Origin of the sequence: Exiguobacterium sp. s168 (genome assembly GCF_018619035.1) — a bacterium.
Lineage (GTDB): Bacteria > Bacillota > Bacilli > Exiguobacteriales > Exiguobacteriaceae > Exiguobacterium_A > Exiguobacterium_A acetylicum.
The window spans coordinates 77,628-98,419 of the sequence record NZ_JACSNE010000002.1; the positions used below are offsets into that span (position 1 = coordinate 77,628).

Below are 20,792 nucleotides of genomic sequence, written 5' to 3' on the forward strand. Positions count from 1 at the left end.
ACTCATCCTCTTTTCTCGTCAAGGGTCGACTGCACGAGTCGGGTCATCGGATAATACAGGATGATGATCCCGATCAGCTGGGCAACCAGACTCCTTGGAATGATCTGTGTCGCGAGTTCCTGGAAGGAGACTCCGACACCTACGACCGAAGCCGTGAAGAAATATATATCGAGCTCATACAAAATGGCACTGAACGTGAACGTGACAAGAATCGTCAATACGTTCTCCTTTACATATTTTAGCACGAAGCTACTAAAAAGCGGAATGGCGGATAACGCAAATAAGTAAATGCCGATGATATCCGAGTACACGAAATCATACAGCAATCCAAAGACGAGTCCGAATCCGAGTGCTTGTTCAAGTTTTCCGTACCGACCGAGGAACATCAGACCGATCAACGTCGCATGGATGACGTACGGTGAACCGTCTCCGAGTGGTCCTGCGAACAGCGTCCCTTCTAAGATAAAAAGAAGGAACACGGCGAAAAACAACTTAACGTTATTCACGAGTGTCCCCTCCCTTATCGGTCTCAGCGAAAGGTTCCTTCGCTTCGCGTTCAATCACGAAGACATGACCGAACTGTTCGAAGTCTGCTGCCGGTTTGACGTATGCGATTTTCGAAGCCCCATACTGATCGGATTTCACTTCCTCGATTTTTCCGATGACGATTCCGCTCGGATACTTCCCACCAAGACCGGACGTCGTGACGGTCTGCCCTTTTTTCAGCTTCGCGTCATTCGGAATTTTCGTGAACTTGAGTAATTTCGTTTCCTCATCAAAGCCTTCGATCGTACCGAAGACTCCTTTTCCTTTCGTGTCGTCTGCCGTTGCCGAGACATTATTCGTCCGACTCGTATCCGACATCAACTGCACGAGGGATGTATACGCACTCGCCTGGATGACGCGACCGATCAGTCCATCTGCTGTTACGACGGCCATGTCCGGCTTGACTCCTTTTTGTTCGCCGATGTTAATCGTGACGAACCGTTGCCATTCGGACGATGTCCGACCGATCATCTCTGCCGGTAACAACTTATAATCGCGAATCGATCCGTTCAGGTCGAGCATATCTTTCAATTCTTTATTCTCACGTTCCAGATCACGGACTTTGACGGCATTACCGGCATAGTCACTTAAACGTGATTTCAAGTGTTCGTTCTCTTTGTACACGTCACGCACTTCTTTAATCGAAGTGACCGTATCATCAATCCAGCCAATCGGTGTCGCGAAAAGGCGTTGACCGACGCCCACGGTATCACGCACAAAGCTTTGATACCAGTGAGATTGGTTACGCCCTTGTAGCGAAATCCCGATCAAGATCACCAAAAGGAGAAAACTAAGGAGTGTGATGAGCAGTTTTCGATTATTTAAAAATCGCTTCATCGCTCATCCCGTCCTTATCTTTTTTGCGAGATGCCTGATTTCGAACGAAGAACATTCATCATCTCGAGTGATTTTCCTGTACCGATCGCGACACAATCGAGTGCATTTTCTGCAACGAGTGTCAAAATACGTGTTTCATCTTCGATGACAGCGTCGAGGTTCTTCAAGAGTGCCCCACCGCCTGTCAAGACGATTCCGCGGTCCATGACGTCTGCTGATAATTCAGGAGGCGTCTGCTCAAGCGTGTGTTTGACACCTGCAAGAATCGCTTCGACTGTATCCGAGAGTGCGTCACAAATTTCAGCACTTGTGACTTCAATCTGTTTCGGAAGACCTGTGACGAGATCACGTCCACGGATTTCCATCGTTTCGTTTTCTGACTCTTCATCGATGCGAGCGTAACCGATCGTCATTTTCAACGTCTCAGCTGTCCGCTCCCCGATCATCAAGTTGTATTTCGATTTGATGTAACGAATGATCGACTCATCCATCTCATCACCACCGACACGGATCGATTGGCTCGTAACGATACCACCGAGTGAGATGACAGCAACTTCTGTCGTACCACCACCGATATCAACGACCATCGAGCCTGTTGGTTCTGAAACCGGAAGACCCGCTCCGATTGCTGCTGCGAATGGTTCTTCGATCGTGTACGCTTCACGCGCACCTGCGAGTTTCGCTGCATCTTCGACCGCACGTTTTTCAACTGATGTGATACCACTTGGTACACAGATCATGACGTTCGTCTTAGAAGAGAACAAGCCTTTCTTCTTCGAAGCTTGATCCATGAAATATTTGATCATCGTAGCGGTTGTTTCATAATCCGCGATAACCCCGTCTTTCATCGGGCGTCGTGCAGTCACGTTACCCGGCGTACGACCGATCATGTTTTTCGCTGCGTTACCGACAGCTTCAATTTTCCCTGTATCCGTACGGAAGGCGACGACGGACGGTTCACGAACGACGATTCCCTGCCCCTTTACATACACAAGCGTGTTAGCCGTACCTAAGTCAATGCCGATTTCACGGCTGAATGATCCAAACATTATTCAAAAAACCCCTCTCTGAGAATACACTTCACTAATTATAACGGAAAAGCCTTCATTGGAAAGCGTTAAAACGTTACAGCTTGTTTACAGTTCGCCTTAGAAAACACACAAAAAAACGTCTGACGGAAAGAATCAAAGCTTTCCCTTCAGACGTTATTCTTACATAAATCCGCGCTGTTTCATACTAATAAATTGTCCATGCCCGATGATGATGTGGTCAAGACAACTGATTCCAATGAGTCGTCCCGCCTCAACAAGTCGCTCGGATACCTCGATATCTTCGCGACTTGGCGTCGGGTCACCGGACGGATGATTGTGGACGGCAATGAAGTTCGCAGCCGAGCAGCGAATCGCTTCCCGGAAGACGTCTCGCGGGTGGACGATCGACGTGTTCAATCCTCCAATGAATAACGTCTTTTTCGAGACGACCTCATTTTTCGTATTCAAATACAGGCAGATGAAGTGTTCCTGCTGATAGAGACGCATCTCTTCTAACAACAGTTCCGCCGCGTCTTCCGGTGAGCGGATCGTCGGTCGTACCCACTTCGGTTCCGTGACGAGCCGACGACCGAGTTCCAGTCCAGCCATGATTTGTAGTGCCTTCGCCTTCCCGACCCCAGGTGCTTTTTCGAGTCCACCGACTCCAGCCGCCTCAAGTTCGATCAATGAAGGATAGATGTGCAGTAATTCTTCCGCGATTTCAAGCGGTGTCCGGTCGCGCGTCCCACTTCGGACGAGACACGCCAGCAACTCGACTGTCGTCGCTTGTGCCAAGCCTTTCAACTGAACCATATCCTTCGGCCATTCAATCACAGCATCCGACCTCTCTGTTTCAGAATTACGCAAACATCGGCTTGATTTCAAAGGACGCGAGACGTTTTGTGATCTCGTGGATCGGCAGTCCGACGACATTATAGTAATCGCCCTCGATCGCCTCGACGAACAGACCACCCATCGCTTGGATGCCATAACCACCCGCTTTATCATAGGGCTCGTTCGTAGAAATATAGCCTTCGACCCAATCGTTTGGCAATGAACCAAAACGGACGTGCGTCGTCACGTCGAACGTCTCTTCCTTCTCCCCGAAGCGAATCGTCACCCCTGTCACGACTTCATGAGCACGTCCTGACAGACGAGCAAGCATCGCCCGCGCTTCAGAAATATTTGCCGGCTTCTCAAGAATCATGTCATCGATTGCGACGACTGTATCGGCAGCCAGAATGACACCGTCTGCTGTAATCGCTCGCGCTTTCTTTTGCGACAGATGACGAACGTATTCGTGTGGTGACATCGGATACGGTGCCTCTTCGACGACGTTTGCCGGTACGACTTCATGAGGAATTCCGATTTGTTGCAGGAGCTCCGTCCGGCGCGGTGAAGCCGACGCGAGAATCAAGTGTGGTTGCGTTATCATCAGTATCACGTTCTTTCCCGTTAATTTCGAATCGGATAATTCGAGTCATCGTTTAGTCTAACAAAAAACAAGCGGTCCCTAACAGTCTAGGAACCACTTGTTTTATCTTAATTTCCTGTCACATCGACAAACGGATCCGACTTCGGTGTCTTCTCCTCGAGTGGGGTTTGCTTATCTGGCGTCAACTTCGTTAAATCCGGACGATAATACGATTCGATCTCGACTGTGAACGAGAGCATCTCATCCTCGAGTAGGACCGCACCACTGCCTGGACCCGGTTCTTCCGGTCCTGACAACTGGATTTGGCGTAAGACCGTGATTCGGTCCGTCCGTTCGATTTGCTTCAGGAATGCCATTAATTCAACATACGACGGGGCTTCGACTGTTAGTGATGCCGGAAGCGGTGTTGCATTCGCTGTGACCGGTGCTGTGGCAGTTGTTTCAGCCTGATCTGACTCCGTCGCCATCGCTCCGTCAACTGCAGGCGTTGATGTCACCGGTGACTGCGGTGCTGTCTCTGTCGCCTGACCAAACGTGATCGACTGGACTTTGACACCGGCGATCTGACTCGACGCATTGATCGCATCGATGACGTCATCGTTTGACGCCGTCACCGGAACTTTTTGCTGGAGGAAACTCGACTCAGCAACGTCAACTTTCTGTTCGTTTGCTTTCGCTTGCTCGAGTACCATCTGCTCTCGCTTCAGCGTCGCCTCTTTTTCTTGGAGCGTTTGGTGCGTCGTATAGGTCGTATAACCGAAGTAACCGACCGCACCGAGGACGATCAAGATCGTTAGACCGAGGAGGATATAGCTACTATAACGTTTCAATTGTCCGGCACCTCCTCGATTTCAGTCGTTACATTCGGATCAGTCGTCTCCGTTGTCGGATCGGTCGAAGGAGTCGCTTCCGTCGAGCTATCCGTTTCCGATTCAGACGGCTGATCTTCTTTTTGTACTTCCGGATCAGCCTCGTTCGTCTCGCCTTTGACGACTTCCGTCGGGTTGACGTTTAACGAGAATTGTCCGATATAACGTGGTTCTTCTGATTTGGCATCGTCAGACGGTGTAAATTCCGTCGTCGGGACTTCTTGTCCGGTCGTCGGATCAACTGTCGTCGTCGTGACGACGTCTGCCTTTTCGTTCATCGTCCGTGTCGTCACGCTCGCAAGATTCGTTCCTGAGAAGACTTTATCCGTCAATAACTCGCGATAAAAGTCGTTCAATTCATCGAGTGTCTCGAATTGTGTCGTCATCGTCACGGCATGTTCCGCCCCATAGGCGAATTGAAGAATATAACCGCGTTCCGGGAGATAACGGGTAATCCGCTCAAGTGTCGGTACAGCAGGACGAGGCGTCGTCTCAAGTCCTTCAACCGTTTGTTTAAGTTGTGCAACTTCTTGTTTTGCTGATTGATCCGATTCTGACTGCAATTGACGGACGATCTGGATTTGATCATTCGTCGATTCGACGCGATCTGCGAATTGATCCGTTTGCCAGTAGAGATAGCCACCGGCGAGTCCGCCGAACAACAAGAGGATCAATGAAGCGACGAGTGGGTACTTCGGTGCTTCGTCATTTTCCGGCAACAAGTTGATGCGGTCTTTTCGCGGTGAAGCAAGCCCTGCGAGTGGTAAGTAGGCTCGTGGAATCGACTGTCCGTCGATCGTCATCATCTCCGGGATCTCATCAAGGCTTAAATCAAAGTTCGACCGGAAACGGGTCGCTAGTTCATCTCGGAATGGGAAGTCGCCAGCAAGGACGACGTTCGTGATTTCCCGTCCTTCGCGTGCGAGTGAAAAACGATAGAAATCGAGCACACGCGAGAACTCGAGCAACATCTCGTCTAAGACAAGTTCGACCGTCGGATCATCCGAGCGATAACGGTAATGCAGTTGGTCGTCGATGACATCAACATCCCACGCGTCAGCCGCAAACGTATCAACGGAGCGAATCAGACGCGGCACATGATCTTCGATGATGATCAGCTGATGGTTCGTCGCATTCGCATTCCAGATCAATAAGGTATCCGCTTCTGTCGTGACCGGATGATGGGCTTCAATCCCGAAGTAAGTCGCAAGCGGCTGTGGTTCAGCTGCGACCAGTCGTAAATGCTTTTGTTTAAACAGTTGTGTATATTGCTTCAGCGCCTCGTTTGGCGCGGCATAGAGCATGATTTCCCGCTTGCCATCTTCTTCAAGAACCGTGTAATCAAAATACGGTTCTTCAAACGGCAAGACGATACTATGTCCGATCTCCATGAACAGGTAGCCGCGAATTTGATTCGTCTCGATCGTTTCCGGAATATCGAGTTTCCGGGCAAGAACGAGTGAACCATCGAGCGCCAGCACCGCTTGCGAGCCACGTGGTACTTTCAGCTTCGTCAGTAACCCGTCAAAGATGAAATCAAGCGAGGCTTCCGGTTGCAACCAGCCTCCTTGCAGTGTTCCCGGCGGCAGCGCGACGACTGCCCGGCGCTTAATGACGCCTTTTTTGACGACTGCACCGAAAATTGCGACATCGGTGAAATTAAAGTAGATATAAGTACCTTTACGCCGTTGCGCCATATGTACGTTCTTCCTTTCTTAAAGCAGTAAATCGAGGTACCACGATACCCAATCATCCGCAAAATAATATGTCAGTAATGTCCCGACGGCAATCGACGGAACGAAGGGAATTGGTTGTTTCCGTTTCACGCGTCCGAGTCCCATTAACGTTAACCCAAGAACGGAACCGACGAATGCCGAGACGAACAAGGCAATGACGACGTGAAGTGGTCCAAGGAAGATCCCGAGCAGTCCGAACAGCTTGACATCCCCTGCCCCCATACCACGCCGGGAAGCAAGAAAGATGACGAATAATAGAACGAACCCGACGATTCCACCAATAATTGGATTATACCAGTTTTCGAGTGGAGAAAGGTAGCGCACAATCAAGGCAATCGGCAAAAAGATCAGCAAAATTTTATTCGGAACCAGCATGTAGGCTAAGTCCGACATCGTCAGGATAAACAGCAAGCTCGTCAGGACGAGTGTCAACGCGAGTTCCATCGACCAGCCGAACTGCCAAAAGGCATAGGCGTAAAGAATCCCTCCGAGTAATTCAAGCGCTGGATACTTAATCGAGATTGACTGTCCGCAAGAACGGCACTTTCCGCCGAGCAGTGCATAACCGAGTACCGGTGTTAGTTCGAGCGGTCCTAAGACATGTCCACACGTCGGACAATGGGAGCGCGGATGAACGATCGACTCCCCGACCGGAACGCGCAGACCGACGACGTTCGTAAACGACGTGATGAGTAAGCCTAACAAGAAAAAATAAACCGTGAAGACGATCGTCATGACACGACCTCCCTTTCAAAAAAGTTCAGAAAAAAACCCCCGAGGAGGGGGTAGGAATTATTTTACTTCAACAGCTGAACGCTTGAGTTCAGATGGATCTTGTTTTTCGAAGTAAGAATTTGTCGATTTTTTACTTGTGAGCGTGACTGTATAAGTATATTTTCCAGCACTTTCTTTCACAAGTACGTAAGAATCTTTATACTCTGCATCCGAATTTAATGAATCTTTCATTTCATCGATATACTTACTTAATGATTCTTTACGAACTGGAACATCGGTGCCAACTGCTGTTGATTTAATAGCTTTTCCATCTTCATTAATTCCCAAGATAATTGATTCTCCTGCTTGAATCGGATTTGACGAAGTGTACAACTTCGCAGCTGATACCAATTGCTTCGCATCCGAAACAACTGCATCTTTACGTGAGTTCTCGATCAATCCACCGATTGCGACGACAGCGATTGCTGCAATGATTCCTAAGATAACGACGACGACCAGTAACTCGATCAACGTCAGTCCGCGCTCATCGCGCATTTGTTTTGCATCTAACCAGATTTCTTTTAACCGTTCTACCATTACATTATGCCTCCCTAGTACTTTTTTACTGTGCGTGGCTAGTAGGTAATACTATCCAGACGAATACTATTATAGTAGCACCATATTTTTTGTAGATTATGTCTTTTTTTCACAACAGGTAAATGTTTTTACAATTGTCAACTTGCTTGGATATCCGAGTAAATTTTAAACATCGGCACGACGACAGCAATGACGATGACCCCAACGATTGCGGCCAACACAACGATTAAGAGTGGCTCAATAATCGACTTTAATCGGTCCGTTGTTGTCTCGACTTCAGTCTCATAGAAGTTCGCGACTTCTGTCAACATCGTATCAAGACGCCCTGATTCTTCCCCAATCGCAATCATCTGTGTGACGAGAGGTGGAAAATATTTGTTTTTCTCAAGTGGCTCGTGCATCGGGATTCCGCGTGACATCGCTTCATTGGCACCAGCAATCCCCTTCCGGATGATCCGATTCGTGACGATTCGTTCCGTGATGTCGAGTGATGCCAAAATCGGAACCGAAGCGTTCAACAGTACGGACAAACCACGCGTCATCAAGGCAATCTGTGACTTTTGAATCAACGGTCCAAAGACTGGAATCATCAATAAAAAACGATCAAAGAATACACGTTGCCGTTCGTTTTTTAAATTGAAGTACAGTAATCCAATCAGACCGAACGCAATCAATAGCATCACCCACCAGTAGGCGACGAAGAAGTCGGACACGGCGACGACGAGCTTCGTGATTAACGGTAATTCACTCCCGAGCTGATCAAAGATTGACGCAAACGTCGGTACGACGTTCATCATCAAAAAGACGACGACGCCAACGGCAACGAGTGAGACGACCGCCGGGTAAATGAGTGCCGAGATGACCTTCCGTTTGATTTCATATTGTTTCTCAAGTTGAGTGACGATGTTATCGAGTGCTTCCTCGAGATTACCACTCGCCTCTCCCGCCATCGCCATACTGACGAAGAACGTATCAAAGACACGTGGATGCTTTTCGATTGCTTGCGAAAACTGGATCCCACTTCGCAAATCGTCCTCGACCTCAACGAGTGCCCGTTCAAGTGGTTTCGACTCCGTCTGCTTGCGTAGAATTTCCGTCGCCTTGACGATTGAGACACCGGACCGCACGAGGGTCGCGAACTGCCGCGCATACATGACGAGATGTTCGATTTTCGGTTTGGCACTGAGAAACGTAATCTCGGTGTTCAAGCCTTTCGATTCTTGTTTTTCAAGCGAGGTCACAGCAATCTGATCCGTCCGCAACCGTTCTGCAGCTTCTCGTTTCGTCAGTGCTGTAATCTTGCCTTTCTTTCGTTTGCCGGCAATCGTCCGACCTTCATAAATGAATACTGCCATGTGTTCACCCCGATATGTACGGTGATGCAGCAGAAGCCGGAATCAATCCCCGACTGACGAGATCCTGCAATGCCATCTGCATCGTCTGCATGCCGTATTGTTTACCCGTCTGCAGGACGGATTGAATCTGATATTCCTTACCGGTCCGAATCAAGTTCGAGACAGCTGGTGTATCGACCATGATTTCAAGGGCTGCGACGCGTCCAGTTCCATCCGAACGCGGCATCAGGCGTTGCGAGACGACACCCGCAAGAACGTTTGCGAGTTGAGCCCGAATCTGATCTTGTTGCTCTGACGGGAAAACATCGATGATCCGGCTGACTGTCGAGGCAGCCGTCGACGTATGGACCGTTGCAAAGACGAGGTGACCAGTTTCTGCTGCTGTCACGGCGGTCGCGATCGTTTCAAGGTCTCGCATCTCTCCAAGCAAAATGACATCCGGATCTTGACGGAGCGCTGACCGTAATCCAGTCGCAAAACGTGGCGCATCAATCCCGATTTCCCGCTGATCAATAAGACTTTTATGATGACTATGTAAGTACTCAATCGGATCCTCCAGCGTAATGATCCGTTTATACATCGTCTGATTAATTTCATTGATCATCGCTGCAAGCGTCGTCGATTTTCCGGAACCCGTCGGACCCGTCACGAGAATCAAGCCGTGTGGTTTCGTTAAGAATCGCTTTAAGACAGGCGGCAACGCTAATTGCTCAAGCGTTGGCACCTCGGTCGGAATCGTTCGAAACGCCATCGACAAAGCGCCCCGTTGGTAAAAACAGTTGACCCGGTACCGGGCGACACCGGTCACACCGAACGAAAAATCGATATCCCGGTCCTGCTTCAGCTGTTGATACATTTCTTCCGTGATCAACGACTGAACAAATCCATCAATGATGATCGGTTTCATCTTTTCTGTTCCAAACGGTGTCAACGTTCCGTTGATCCGAAAGACGGGCGGTGATCCCGCCGTCAAGTGAACATCGGATGCGCCTCGCTCTTTCGACGAACGTAAAATATCTTCGATTTGTGCCCGTTCGATCGTACTGTTCATTCTGAAATCACCGTCCGTAAAATCTCTTCTGTCGTCGTAATCCCATCTGCGACTTTGGTTAGACCATCTGCAAGCAGGAACCGTTGACCTTGTTCCTTGACATACGCTGTGATATCACTTTCCGTCGATTGGTTCATGATCATCCGACGTAACACTTCGTCGACCATGATGACCTCTTGAATCGCAACCCGTCCGCGGTACCCCGTCATATTACAAGACGAGCAACCACGTCCACGCATGACCGTTGTCGCTTCAATTCTCTCTTGATCAAATAACTCTTGCTCTCGTTTTGAAATCGGATGGACTTCGCCACAATCACGACAAACACGGCGAACGAGTCGTTGTGCAATCAATCCACTGACAGAAGCAGCTACGAGGAACGGTTCCACTCCCATGTCGATCAATCGCGTAATCGAACTAACGGCAGAGTTCGTGTGCAAAGTCGAGAGAACTAAGTGTCCTGTCAGCGAGGCACGAATCGAAATCTCAGCCGTCTCAATATCTCGAATCTCCCCGACCATGACGACGTTCGGATCCTGACGAAGGATCGAGCGAAGACCACTCGCAAACGTCAAACCAATCTTCGCATTGACTTGAACCTGGTTGATCCCATCGACCTGGTACTCGACCGGATCTTCGACAGTGATGATGTTGCGCGACTCGTCATTCAACTCATTTAAGGCGGCATACAACGTCGACGATTTCCCGGAACCGGTCGGACCAGTAATCAAGATAATCCCGTTCGGACGCTTCAACATCTCCCGGAACTGTGCTTCATTCCGCGAACTAAAACCGATTTTTGAAATCGAGATGTTCGAGTTCGAGCTGTCAAGAATCCGGATAACGACCTTTTCACCGTAAACGGTCGGCAAGGTCGAGACACGGAAATCATATGGTAATCCGTTAAAGACATATTTAATCCGTCCATCCTGTGGCAAGCGTGACTCGGTGATATCTAGTTCACTCATGACCTTGATCCGGGTCGTCAGAATGCTTTGGATCTGTTTCGGATAGTTGTTCTCCGTTCGTAATTCTCCATCAATCCGGATTCGGATCGTCATCGACGTTTCCTGTGGATCCATATGAATATCTGATGCACGCTGGGCAATCGCGTTCTCTAAAATTTGATTGACGAGCCGGATGATGGGTGCATCTTCGCGTGTCACGACATCACGGGATTGATCCGACTCCATCATGTCATCGGATTCGAGTAGCTCCCGTAACGACGAATCAATGTCGTAGTATTTCAGAATCGTTCGTCTGATTTCGTCACGCGTCGCGATTCCGACATCGATTGATAGACCGGTCTGCATCCGCAAATCATCGATCGCGATCAAATCCATCGGATCCGCCATGGCGATGAATAGACGATTTCCTTCCCGGTAGACCGGGACGAGCGTATGTCGCTGTGCGAGGTCTTTTGAAATCAGTTTCGTGACAGCGACGTCAACTGGATAGTTGTACAGCTGGATGATCGGAATCTTCAATTGGTGATGTAGCGCCTCTAGTAATTGTTGTTCCGTCAAGTGACCAAGTCGAAGGAGTGCATCCCCGAGTTTTTCGGTCGATCGTTTAACCGTCAACGCCTCTTCGACTTGTTGCTCCGTCACGAGGCTTTCTTCGATCAACATTTCCCCTAAACGTTTTCGTTTCATTGCCATTTAACGTGTCATCCTTCCGCGTGCCATGTTTCTTCTTCCTCTAACACATCCGGTTTTTGATGTTTTTCATCCATTACACTCGTCACTGCTGCCGTCAACAGACATAGGACGACAATTCCGACGAGGACGAGTGGGTTCGTAATCCAGTCGAGCTGGATGCTGAAGTAGATCAACGTTACGATCAAAATTGCCGCAACGGATAAAATCGCTTTCGTCGTCACGGTCGTCACGTAAGGAATCGTCACCGCAAACATCAGACCACAGATGATCGTCGCTAGACCGATAATGATACCGAGTTCAATTGCTATCGTCGTCCAGTTCATCTTTTTTCCTCCTTCTTATCCGACAGGTTCCCCTGTTGTTTCACCTTCTACGGGTGAAGCAGGATCACCCGTTTCGTTACTATCAGGTGTGTCGGGTGACGTCGGACTTGTCGGAGACGTTGGTGTATCTGGCGTCTCGACGCCATCTGTCTGCGGTTCATCCGTCGTTTGGTCATTATTTGTATCCGTTGAATCATTGGAGTTCGTGTTGTCTTCCGGTTCAGGGACGACGACAGGTGCTTGTTCTTCTTGACTACTCTTGGTGACGATTGCCGGGATGGCGCTGTAGAAATCAAGAGACAATAACTGCTTCTTCTCACCTTGAGCCGTCTTCGTCACGCGATAGACTTCAATCGATTTCCCTTCTTCTCCCGCTTGTGTATCGCTCGTCGTTCCTGCCGTAAGCGTTGCAGAATAACGTGTGATCGTCCGGAATGGAATCGTTTTTTCGCCTTCAAGAACGGTCGTGACCGTTTCCTTGAACGGTGTGCCTCGCAATTCAAGCGTGACATCGCTTCCGTTTTGGGTCGCAATGACACGATAGATTGATGCTTGTGTATTACGAACAGCAAAATCTGTTTTCTCATCAATTTTGACGTCATATCCTAGTGTGACGCCGTCTGGTAATGCCGCATGCGGCATCCGTTCGACGATTTCAAATGGCGTCTTTGCGAACAGTTCGTATAACTTGCTACCGACATACGATCCCGCGACTGCATCCATACCGTACGTCTTGACATTCATCAATTGTCCCGGCTTGATTTCCACATTCATCATTGCTGTGATCATCTGTTCTTCAGCAGCAGAACGCGTCGAGAACGAAACCGTTGAAACGACCTCACCTGTTGGATCGACTGCAGCATCCGATTGAGCAGGATCAAAGTTTCCTTCCTGTAACGTTTTGCTCGTATCGATTAACCATGTCTTAAAGGTAACGAGTTGCTCATCCGAGTAACTGATTGGCTGCGTCGCTAGAAAATTCTCAAGCGACGCTTCATCTACCGTCACCATCAAGTCTCCGCCTTTTTTCAAAGAAGCTTTTTTGACAGAATCAGCGGCGTTGATCGTCACGACTTCAGTTGGAATCGGTGTCGTCTCTTCTCCCGTTCCAGTCGTCAGCGGCGTTTTCTTCGTCCACTCCGTAATCGCTTTCTCAACTTTCGATTGTGCTTCCTTTCGATCCATGCCACTGACTGGAACCGATCCAATCCGTGCCGTCTCAGAAAACGTCGTAGGTGCCGTTGCTTTACCGGTAAAGGAAATCAAGGCAAACGATGGTACGTAAATCAGAGCTATTAGTACAAGGAGTAAAAGTGTATGTATAACAAAACGCTTCGGATTAATCATCATCTGTTTCCTTTCTGTATGAATTTAATCATTTCAGGTGCCTAGTATTTCCATTATAATGAATATTATGATGAAACATAAGTCCTATCCTGACAAATCCTTTCATGATCTGTGAATAGGTGCTGTTTTTGATTTTCTAGAAAATCATTTAGGATCTTTCATCCTCATCTATCATGAAGTAGAGGTGAATCCATGCAACGCGAGCAAGGCGGTTTTTCGCTAATCGAAGTATTAGTCAGTATTACGATCTTATCTATCATATCGGTCTCTCTGATCAGCATTTTTTCTCAGTCACTAGCTGCCTCACGCGACAGTACAGAGTTGACGTTTGCGAATTATTTGGCAAAAAACGCAACCTCTTATATCAAGCGAGAAGCTTTAGAAGCGACAAGTGATGAACCCTTCGCCTTCAGTTCTCTATCTACACAGGCAGACAAAGCTACTTATCTGAATGGAAATTATGTCATTCCAGAGCCTACGTCTCCTTCTTGTGAACTATCGGCTATTTGCTCATCAATCTTTACTAATCCTGAAATCAATAATATTGCCTTTGAAGTCAAATACAGTGTGACTCCTCGGAAACTCGAAGGAGTCGTTAATCCGAATCTTCTGGACCTCCATGTATTCGTTTACATAGAAGGAACAACTGAACCGATTACATCATTGAAAGGATCGATTACGAATGCGACGCTCAATCAAAGTTTTCCGACAACAAAATGACGGCTTCTCGCTCGTCGAACTACTCGTCGCCATCGTCATCGCCTCGATTTTCAGTGCTGTCATCCTGACGGTATTCATCTCTGGTACGAAAAGCTTTCGGGCAACAGGAATCATCAGTGAACTGCGTAGTGAAGCTGATAGCCGCGTCGGTATCATATTAAATGAAATCGGTGGATTTGATGCAATCCGAATCGATGAAGCAAAACAGCTATCGTTTTATAAAAGAACACTTCCTGTCTTAAACGCCGACACCGGTCTACTTGAACGCGCCAGTGGATTTGAACCTTTTAACGCAACAGAAGAAGCATCTTCTTCAGAGAAGGAAGTGACACCAGTTCGTTATACGTTCGCAGAACAAACTTTAGACAGCACCGAACTAACGTACGAATCGACACCACAGTCGATCGACGACCAAACGGAATTACTTCAAACTTTTAAGTTATCGAGTCCCGAGTATCAAACCATTACATCAGGAACATATCCGGGGCGCTATGTCATTCACGGGATTTTAACGATTACAACTACGATTCAATCGACAGATCAAGAAGAAGTCCAGACCTTCACGAGTACGATTGGATTTTAACTCAGAAAGGAACACGGTATGCGTAAATCCGAACAAGGCTATACATTACTTTTCGTTCTTGTGACTTTAACCGTCCTGTCCGTTCTCGCTGTTGCGACGATTGGCATCAGTTTACAGTCAACTCGCCTAACCGAAATCCGCGAGACGGATATCGATGTCGAGACGACGACACAAAATGATCTTGATTTAGCAGTCGCCTCCCTCCAAAACATTGTTTCAAAGACGACCGGGACTTCACCAACGACTTCTTCTCAAGCATTGTTTGAGAATCTCGACAGTTCTATCGTCTTACCTTTAAAAACAATCGTTCCGAACGTGACCGTCAAGCTAAATGAAGCCGCATCGAACGTTCGTGTCAAAGCGCTTGATTTAACAGCGACAGTTTCAAAACAAAAAGGCGATCAGCCGGCAATCAAAAAAACGTATCGACAACGTGTTTATTTGTCTGCGATTCCTAGTTTTTTGTACTATACGTTAGGTTCAGATGATCAAGTCATCTTAAATGGCGCTCCCTTGATCGAAGGTAATATTTTTTCCCGCAACGCTCTGCAAGCAACTGCGACCCCGATATTTAAATACAACGACGAGGATGGAATCTTCACTAATACAAAAGCACTTCCTTATATCGCAGGTCAGGTACGCGTTTTTCAAGAGAAGAATCAGCCATTACTGAAGTGCGGAGATTACCTTGTGTGTGATAAAACGATTTTTGATCCTAAAGGTGAGACAGAATTAGTATCAACGAAAGAAACACTCGTTCCGTTCGATTTCGATTATGCGTTGAACGATTTTCTGAAACTACCGGTGAATACGCCTCTTACACAAGTCGCGTCTACATTAAAAAATTCCTCGATTCCGCAGTCTATACTAACAGGACCTTTTTTAACAGAACTTGATACGAAGCGACAAATGATTAGTCCAGCATTAAACACAGGTAATACCGTGACGTTGACAGATGATCTTGTTCAGGAAACACTCGAACCTTTAATCATTAACGGGAATTTAACGATTTCTTCTTTGAACCCTTTGACCCAACCGCTTGAAATCAAGCGTCCTCTCATCGTTCTTGGCAACTTACTGATTCGAGGAAATGTTGGGTTTGCAACGACGATTTATGCGACCGGGACGAGTCGCCTGGATGACGCAAACATTCAAGGGCTGACTTCAACAGCTAAACAAAATACATTGATTTTACTCAGTAAAGGAAATCTCGTTATTAACCGCGTCAATAAATTTTCGACGCCTCAAACGACTACACCTGATTTAAATGCCTTTCTATATAGTGATGACAATCAAAAAAATACGATTTACTCTGTAGGTTCGACGATGAATGTACGCGGTGGCATTTTTACGAAGGGTAATCTAGAAGTCAACGCCTATCGTGGAAAATTGGATTTACCAGAAAATGCGTTTCCTGCAAACGTAAGAGAACTCGAAAAACTGATGGTCGCTAACAAATCATCTGACTTTGAAGCATCCCGTCTACGCATGGCGTATGATGCGACGGTATTAAAAAATCCAACCGCATTACTTCCACTCAATCGAGCAGTTCAATTGTATGTCGAAACACCAAAGCGCGTTCAACCGTAACACACATAAAAAAGAGTCATTCGTCTCAGGCGAATGACTCTTTTTTCTAGAATTTTGTTGCTCGGTATTCCTTAGCGAGCTTTTTCACCTTTTTGCTTTCTACCGTTGCTCCGTTCTGTTCTAACATGGCGTACAAATCTTTTCGATTTTGTTTGACCGTTTCATAGACCGGTTTCTCTTTCCCACGATTCGAATCAGCTCCTGCTTCTAACAACAGTTCAATCGCTGCCTCATTTTGATCCAGTGTCGCATAAAAGAGTGGTGTATGCCCAAAGTCATCCATCCGATTGAGCTCTTTTTTAGACGCTTCTTTTATCAAAAGAGCATACGCATCAATCGATCGATTTACACTCGTCGCAACATGAAGAACTGACTGACCTTGTGCATTCAGTCGACTAATTTTTGCACCTTTCGCCAACCATGCTGAGACTGTACTCCGCGGCGCAAATTGCGCCGCATAAAACCAGTTCGCTTTATTTTTTACGGTCTGCTCATCAAGAAGGAGTTTTGCTTTGTCAAAAGCGAGTGTTTCCTGGAATTGACGAATGTAACGATTTTTCTCCTTTGTTGATAAAGAAGCGTCTTTTAATGCGTTCGCAAGTCGTCCTGGTTTTTCTGAACGTAATCCTTGCTCGAGTGCTGCTTGTTGATTCGCTTTTATAACGTACACCGCTCCCCCGATTCCAATAATGATTAAAATCAAGAGTACGACAATGATTCGTCTGCGTTTCATATATAGCGTCCCCACTTCTTAATAAACATCTCCATCCAAGTCTGACGTACCTGATTCAGAACCGATCGTCACCTTGAATGTCGTCGTTAGTGGTGTTTTTTGATTGTCTTTCATGACTTCGAGCACATCTTTGTTTTCTTTTAATGCCGTTACCTTGATACGTGCCACACCTGGACGAAGTGGTTGTAGCGCTTGTCCTGTTGGATCAATTTTGACGTATTCCTTACCCTGAAGCACATCCAACCGATAGAAGCGTTCCGTCGTCGTCACTGGAAACCAGCGCAGAATCGGTGATTTCTTATCATCTTTCATCGTCATCGCGATATCATCGGCTGTCAGATTAAGTGGATTCTCACGTACCCGTACGAGCGTCTTCGCTACTGTATCTGGGAAATCTGTCAATGTAAGTAGCGCTTCGACCGGTCCGTTTGGTGTGCCGGATTTACCTGTGATCGTATAACCCGTTTCGGTCGCGGTCAGTTCAATCGCATCACTGACTTTTGACAGAACAAACGGTAAACGAATATCCGGTGAGAATCCTGCCTTAACAGTTTGTGTCGTACCGACCCACATTTCCAGATTACTTGGATTAGCGGTGAGTTCTGGTAATCTAACTTCAATCGGATAGATCTGTGATTGTGCAAGATAGGTCGTTGTTCCGGCAATCGCCGGTACGACAGCCTGGACCGTCACCGTTCCAGGTTTCAGACCCGTTAGAGACAAGGTGTCCGTCTCTTTGCCTTTTGCTTCAATAAAAGTCGGATTGGTGATGATCCATTTGATGGGTGCATCCGTTCCCGACAGCATCAGAGCGTCGCCGGTCATCGCTTTTGTCTCCCCAACGTATAGTACGCTTGGAACATCTTGGACCACCAGTCCACCGAATACATCATTAACGGTCAGTTGCGAGGTTGCCACCAGTTCTTTTCCGTTCGCGACCGGTACAATTAGTTTGATTTCCGTTGTTCCGATTTTTTTCGGAACAATGATGCCTTCTGCATTGATGGTCGCGATAGCTGAATCTGCAACTGACCATCTCAATGTTCCGTACTGACTGCCGACCGGACTGATATCAGGAAGTACTTTATACGACGGTGTATTGAGATCGATTCGAACAGCCGGAATTTTAGCATTGGTTGCATACGACTTTGATAAAGCATACCCGAGCACTTGGAACGATTGGGCATCATTTGCAATACTTGTGAACCGGTCACCCGTCGAATTCGCACGGTAGACATTTTTAGTTGAAGTCAACGTATTATCTTTCTTTTCAAGGGAATAGGCTCCGGCATCTTCTTTCGCTCGGACCGTTACTTTGAATGTAATGTCCGGTTGATTGGAGACCCATTTTCCTGTACTTGTATCTTCTCGGTACTCAATGTTTGGAAACGATCCGCTTACCGTCTGATTGGCGATTGATGCCCCTTCTAGACCGCTTGTCGAAACAATCTCCAGACGATCTGCAAACAGCTCTTTGAATTTGAGATCTTCCATTTTGACGATATACGCTTCGTTTGCTGTTACGTTATCGCCGATTGCATACGTTCGCGAAATCGGCTCCGGTTTGATCGTATACGTAATCGTCGCGGTTTCACCTTGAGGAATCGTCGACGGATCAATTGTCCGTTGTAAATTGTACGGTGAAGATGAAGAAGGCTTCACCACCTGCACCGTGCGTGTCTCAATCGTTTTTGCTCCCCGCTCGTCTTCTGCCTCGATACGAATGGTCACTGATGTTTTACCCGTCAGTTTATTTTCGAATGTCTCACTGACAAATGAGTTATTTTGAAGTTTATTGTTCTCATATACTTTTTCGTTATCAATGTAAATCCGTGTCTTCAGGATCCGATCCCGTAAATCATAGTCATTGACTTTGTATGAAATCGTCAACGGCTCATTATTAAGATAACTTGCCTGATTTTCCGGCAGGATGTTTTTGATTAACGGCTTATGGTTGGCACCGATAAAAGCACGGTACATCGTATTCGAAAACAATTCTTTTTCCTGCTGTTGACTGAAGGTCGATGTATGACCGGCTCCGGAATAAGTGATATTTCCTTTTGTATACATATAGTAGTGATTCCGGGCATCGCCAACCGTTCGCCCTGCCGCCTGATTCGAAGCAGCCAAATTATTTTCGCGGATGTTGTACCACGGTATTAAATCCGGTTGTTCTAAATCCAGTCCAAAGTATTGATTGTGCGTTGTGGCAATCAAGACACTGCTTCCCAGCGTAAAGGGATAGGCGGTCATGACTCCGTCATTTTGTTTAACCGCCTGCCCCGACGTCCGTGGTGCAGCATAGCCCATGTTCGTAAAATTCTTCTGACCGGCTAAATCGGCAAACTTCTTTTCCCAAAACAATTCTGGTACCAATGTCTGATTCGGACGGAAGATCGTATCATGGGACAACATCAATCCTTGACCTGTATTTGTAAAATTAAGAATCGCATCAGACGCCGCATCACTTAAAGAAGCTGCACCGTAGGAATCCTGAAATCCGAAAATTAACATATCATAGGATGTGTTTATATTTTTACTGGCATACGTTTTGTTAAACGTGTCTGCCGTGATGACTTCTACGTTGAAGTCATAAAATCCATCCTGTTTCAATAAAGTGCCTGAGTTCATAAAACCGTTGATTGAACCGGTCGTTCCGGAACGCGTCACCTGTAGAATTTTTGCTTCCGCCACCTGATCTTTCATTAAGAAACTGCCGGTTTTATAGTCCATCAAGCCGTCACCGGTCGTAACGCGAATCATCCAGTTCCGTGGACCTGTGTAACTTGGTGCGTCAAATGTATAACTTAACGTCCCCGTTTTCAAAGCCGGTTTCTCATCTACTTTTTCGGACTCTTCAAACTGATCATTGCTGTCAAAATCAATGTACAGTTGAACACGCTGATTCGTTTTTTCAACACTCATCGTGTACGTAAAATCAATCGGGACATTCGGAGCAGCCGTAATTCCTTTGTCGACGTTTGCCAGTGTCGTCCCTTTTTGTTGAACGGATACGCCTTGAAGACGCGGACGAACAGTCTTTCGCTCTTTTAATTGGGTGATGACGGTCGAAATGTTCGTATACGGCTTCACATCTTTAAAAACTGCTGTAAAGTTACTGGTCGGATGGGTGAACACATCGTCATGTAAAAATACAGGCAATCCTTTTTTGATATAGGCGTTATTAATTTCATTTGCTTTTAATTTCGTAATGTCATTTTCTATTCTACTTGTATTATGCTGTTTCGAAGTATCAGAAACTTTTACAGAATAACGGTCTAAACCAGTGAAAACGGATGAATCAAAAACGATCGCATCAAATGCTCCATCTAACGGAAAACGGGAAGCATTTAGCTCTTTGACCGTCATCATCTTGACATCGTATTGACTGGTATCTAACTCTTTTAACATCGATAGCGATGTAAGAACAGTATTCGGATCAATCCGGTTCGTCGCCGACCAGTCATCGCGGATTTCTAAAATCTTAAACTTTTCACCGGTTGCTGCTTTGGAATGCGGCTCATGTATATACGTAAAGCTTGAAAAAATCAGTAAGATGGCTAAGGCTAGACGGACCCACTGCTTCATCACTTATCGTCTCCTCATCGTGTCATTGAGATATGGGACTATACTTCCCCATTTCATTATAACGAGAGAATACGAA

Annotated in this window: 19 protein-coding genes; 3 read left to right on the forward strand and 16 right to left on the reverse strand. The window is 46.9% G+C overall.

The genetic code is table 11. The annotated features are described in order from the left end of the window. Window positions 1-2: 2 nt before the first annotated feature. From mreD to KNQ15_RS01920, 14 genes are all read right to left on the reverse strand, one after another. Window positions 3-506 carry a rod shape-determining protein MreD gene (gene mreD, locus KNQ15_RS01855; RefSeq protein ID WP_023468949.1) on the reverse strand — a complete coding sequence of 168 codons (504 nt, stop codon included), beginning with the start codon at window positions 504-506 and terminating at the stop codon, window positions 3-5. Then, entirely contained in the window at window positions 499-1,383 is an 885-nt protein-coding gene (gene mreC, locus KNQ15_RS01860) for a rod shape-determining protein MreC (protein ID WP_214727446.1), read from the reverse strand. The genes mreD and mreC overlap by 8 nt, the downstream gene beginning before the upstream one ends. A 14-nt stretch (window positions 1,384-1,397) precedes the next feature. Further along, window positions 1,398-2,432 (reverse strand): rod shape-determining protein, encoded by a 1,035-nt coding sequence (locus tag KNQ15_RS01865; protein WP_029342258.1) that lies wholly within the window; start codon window positions 2,430-2,432, stop codon window positions 1,398-1,400. Window positions 2,433-2,594: 162 nt separating this feature from the next. Then, a complete protein-coding gene (gene radC, locus KNQ15_RS01870; RefSeq protein WP_050677672.1) occupies window positions 2,595-3,227 on the reverse strand; it encodes a RadC family protein in 633 nt (210 codons plus the stop codon). Window positions 3,228-3,273: 46 nt separating this feature from the next. Continuing rightward, window positions 3,274-3,849 carry a Maf family protein gene (locus KNQ15_RS01875; protein WP_214727448.1) on the reverse strand — a complete coding sequence of 192 codons (576 nt, stop codon included), beginning with the start codon at window positions 3,847-3,849 and terminating at the stop codon, window positions 3,274-3,276. A 107-nt stretch (window positions 3,850-3,956) separates the two neighbouring features. Next, complete coding sequence (locus tag KNQ15_RS01880; RefSeq protein ID WP_058703841.1) at window positions 3,957-4,679, reverse strand: YfgM family protein; 723 nt, start codon at window positions 4,677-4,679, stop codon at window positions 3,957-3,959. Next, window positions 4,676-6,415, reverse strand: a complete 1,740-nt coding sequence (locus KNQ15_RS01885) for a type IV pilus biogenesis protein PilM (RefSeq protein WP_214727450.1) — start codon at window positions 6,413-6,415, stop codon at window positions 4,676-4,678. Before KNQ15_RS01885 ends, KNQ15_RS01880 begins: the two co-directional genes overlap by 4 nt. 18 nt (window positions 6,416-6,433) lie before the next feature. Continuing rightward, window positions 6,434-7,189 carry a prepilin peptidase gene (locus KNQ15_RS01890; protein WP_214727452.1) on the reverse strand — a complete coding sequence of 252 codons (756 nt, stop codon included), beginning with the start codon at window positions 7,187-7,189 and terminating at the stop codon, window positions 6,434-6,436. A 57-nt stretch (window positions 7,190-7,246) separates the two neighbouring features. Further along, the gene (locus KNQ15_RS01895; protein WP_050677605.1) at window positions 7,247-7,765 is read right to left on the reverse strand and encodes a type II secretion system protein; all 519 of its coding nucleotides are present in this window, start codon (window positions 7,763-7,765) and stop codon (window positions 7,247-7,249) included. 137 nt (window positions 7,766-7,902) lie between these two features. Further along, complete coding sequence (locus KNQ15_RS01900; RefSeq protein WP_047393618.1) at window positions 7,903-9,120, reverse strand: type II secretion system F family protein; 1,218 nt, start codon at window positions 9,118-9,120, stop codon at window positions 7,903-7,905. A gap of 4 nt (window positions 9,121-9,124) precedes the next feature. Then, entirely contained in the window at window positions 9,125-10,171 is a 1,047-nt protein-coding gene (locus KNQ15_RS01905) for a type IV pilus twitching motility protein PilT (protein WP_029342266.1), read from the reverse strand. After that, the gene (locus KNQ15_RS01910; protein ID WP_047393614.1) at window positions 10,168-11,832 is read right to left on the reverse strand and encodes a GspE/PulE family protein; all 1,665 of its coding nucleotides are present in this window, start codon (window positions 11,830-11,832) and stop codon (window positions 10,168-10,170) included. The genes KNQ15_RS01905 and KNQ15_RS01910 overlap by 4 nt, the downstream gene beginning before the upstream one ends. Window positions 11,833-11,840: 8 nt before the next feature. Next, window positions 11,841-12,155: a hypothetical protein gene (locus tag KNQ15_RS01915; protein ID WP_029342268.1), complete on the reverse strand. Its 315-nt coding sequence runs from the start codon at window positions 12,153-12,155 to the stop codon at window positions 11,841-11,843. A 15-nt stretch (window positions 12,156-12,170) separates the two neighbouring features. After that, window positions 12,171-13,505, reverse strand: coding sequence for a G5 domain-containing protein (locus KNQ15_RS01920; protein WP_251137562.1), 1,335 nt, complete (start codon window positions 13,503-13,505; stop codon window positions 12,171-12,173). 189 nt (window positions 13,506-13,694) lie between these two features. Between KNQ15_RS01920 and KNQ15_RS01925 the strand changes: the two genes are divergently transcribed. Genes KNQ15_RS01925 through KNQ15_RS01935 form a run of 3 tightly spaced genes read left to right on the forward strand, consistent with a single transcriptional unit; the run spans window position 13,695 to window position 16,395 of the window. Next, entirely contained in the window at window positions 13,695-14,222 is a 528-nt protein-coding gene (locus KNQ15_RS01925; protein ID WP_214727454.1) for a prepilin-type N-terminal cleavage/methylation domain-containing protein, read from the forward strand. Then, window positions 14,185-14,805, forward strand: a complete 621-nt coding sequence (locus KNQ15_RS01930; RefSeq protein ID WP_029342271.1) for a prepilin-type N-terminal cleavage/methylation domain-containing protein — start codon at window positions 14,185-14,187, stop codon at window positions 14,803-14,805. The genes KNQ15_RS01925 and KNQ15_RS01930 overlap by 38 nt, the downstream gene beginning before the upstream one ends. A gap of 18 nt (window positions 14,806-14,823) precedes the next feature. Further along, entirely contained in the window at window positions 14,824-16,395 is a 1,572-nt protein-coding gene (locus KNQ15_RS01935; protein ID WP_029342272.1) for a type IV pilus modification PilV family protein, read from the forward strand. A 46-nt stretch (window positions 16,396-16,441) separates the two neighbouring features. On the opposite strand, the gene KNQ15_RS01940 is transcribed toward KNQ15_RS01935, so the two are convergent. Then, window positions 16,442-17,128: an ankyrin repeat domain-containing protein gene (locus KNQ15_RS01940; protein ID WP_214727462.1), complete on the reverse strand. Its 687-nt coding sequence runs from the start codon at window positions 17,126-17,128 to the stop codon at window positions 16,442-16,444. Between the two features lie 18 nt (window positions 17,129-17,146). Then, window positions 17,147-20,716 carry a DUF5057 domain-containing protein gene (locus KNQ15_RS01945; RefSeq protein WP_214727464.1) on the reverse strand — a complete coding sequence of 1,190 codons (3,570 nt, stop codon included), beginning with the start codon at window positions 20,714-20,716 and terminating at the stop codon, window positions 17,147-17,149. Window positions 20,717-20,792 lie beyond the last annotated feature (76 nt).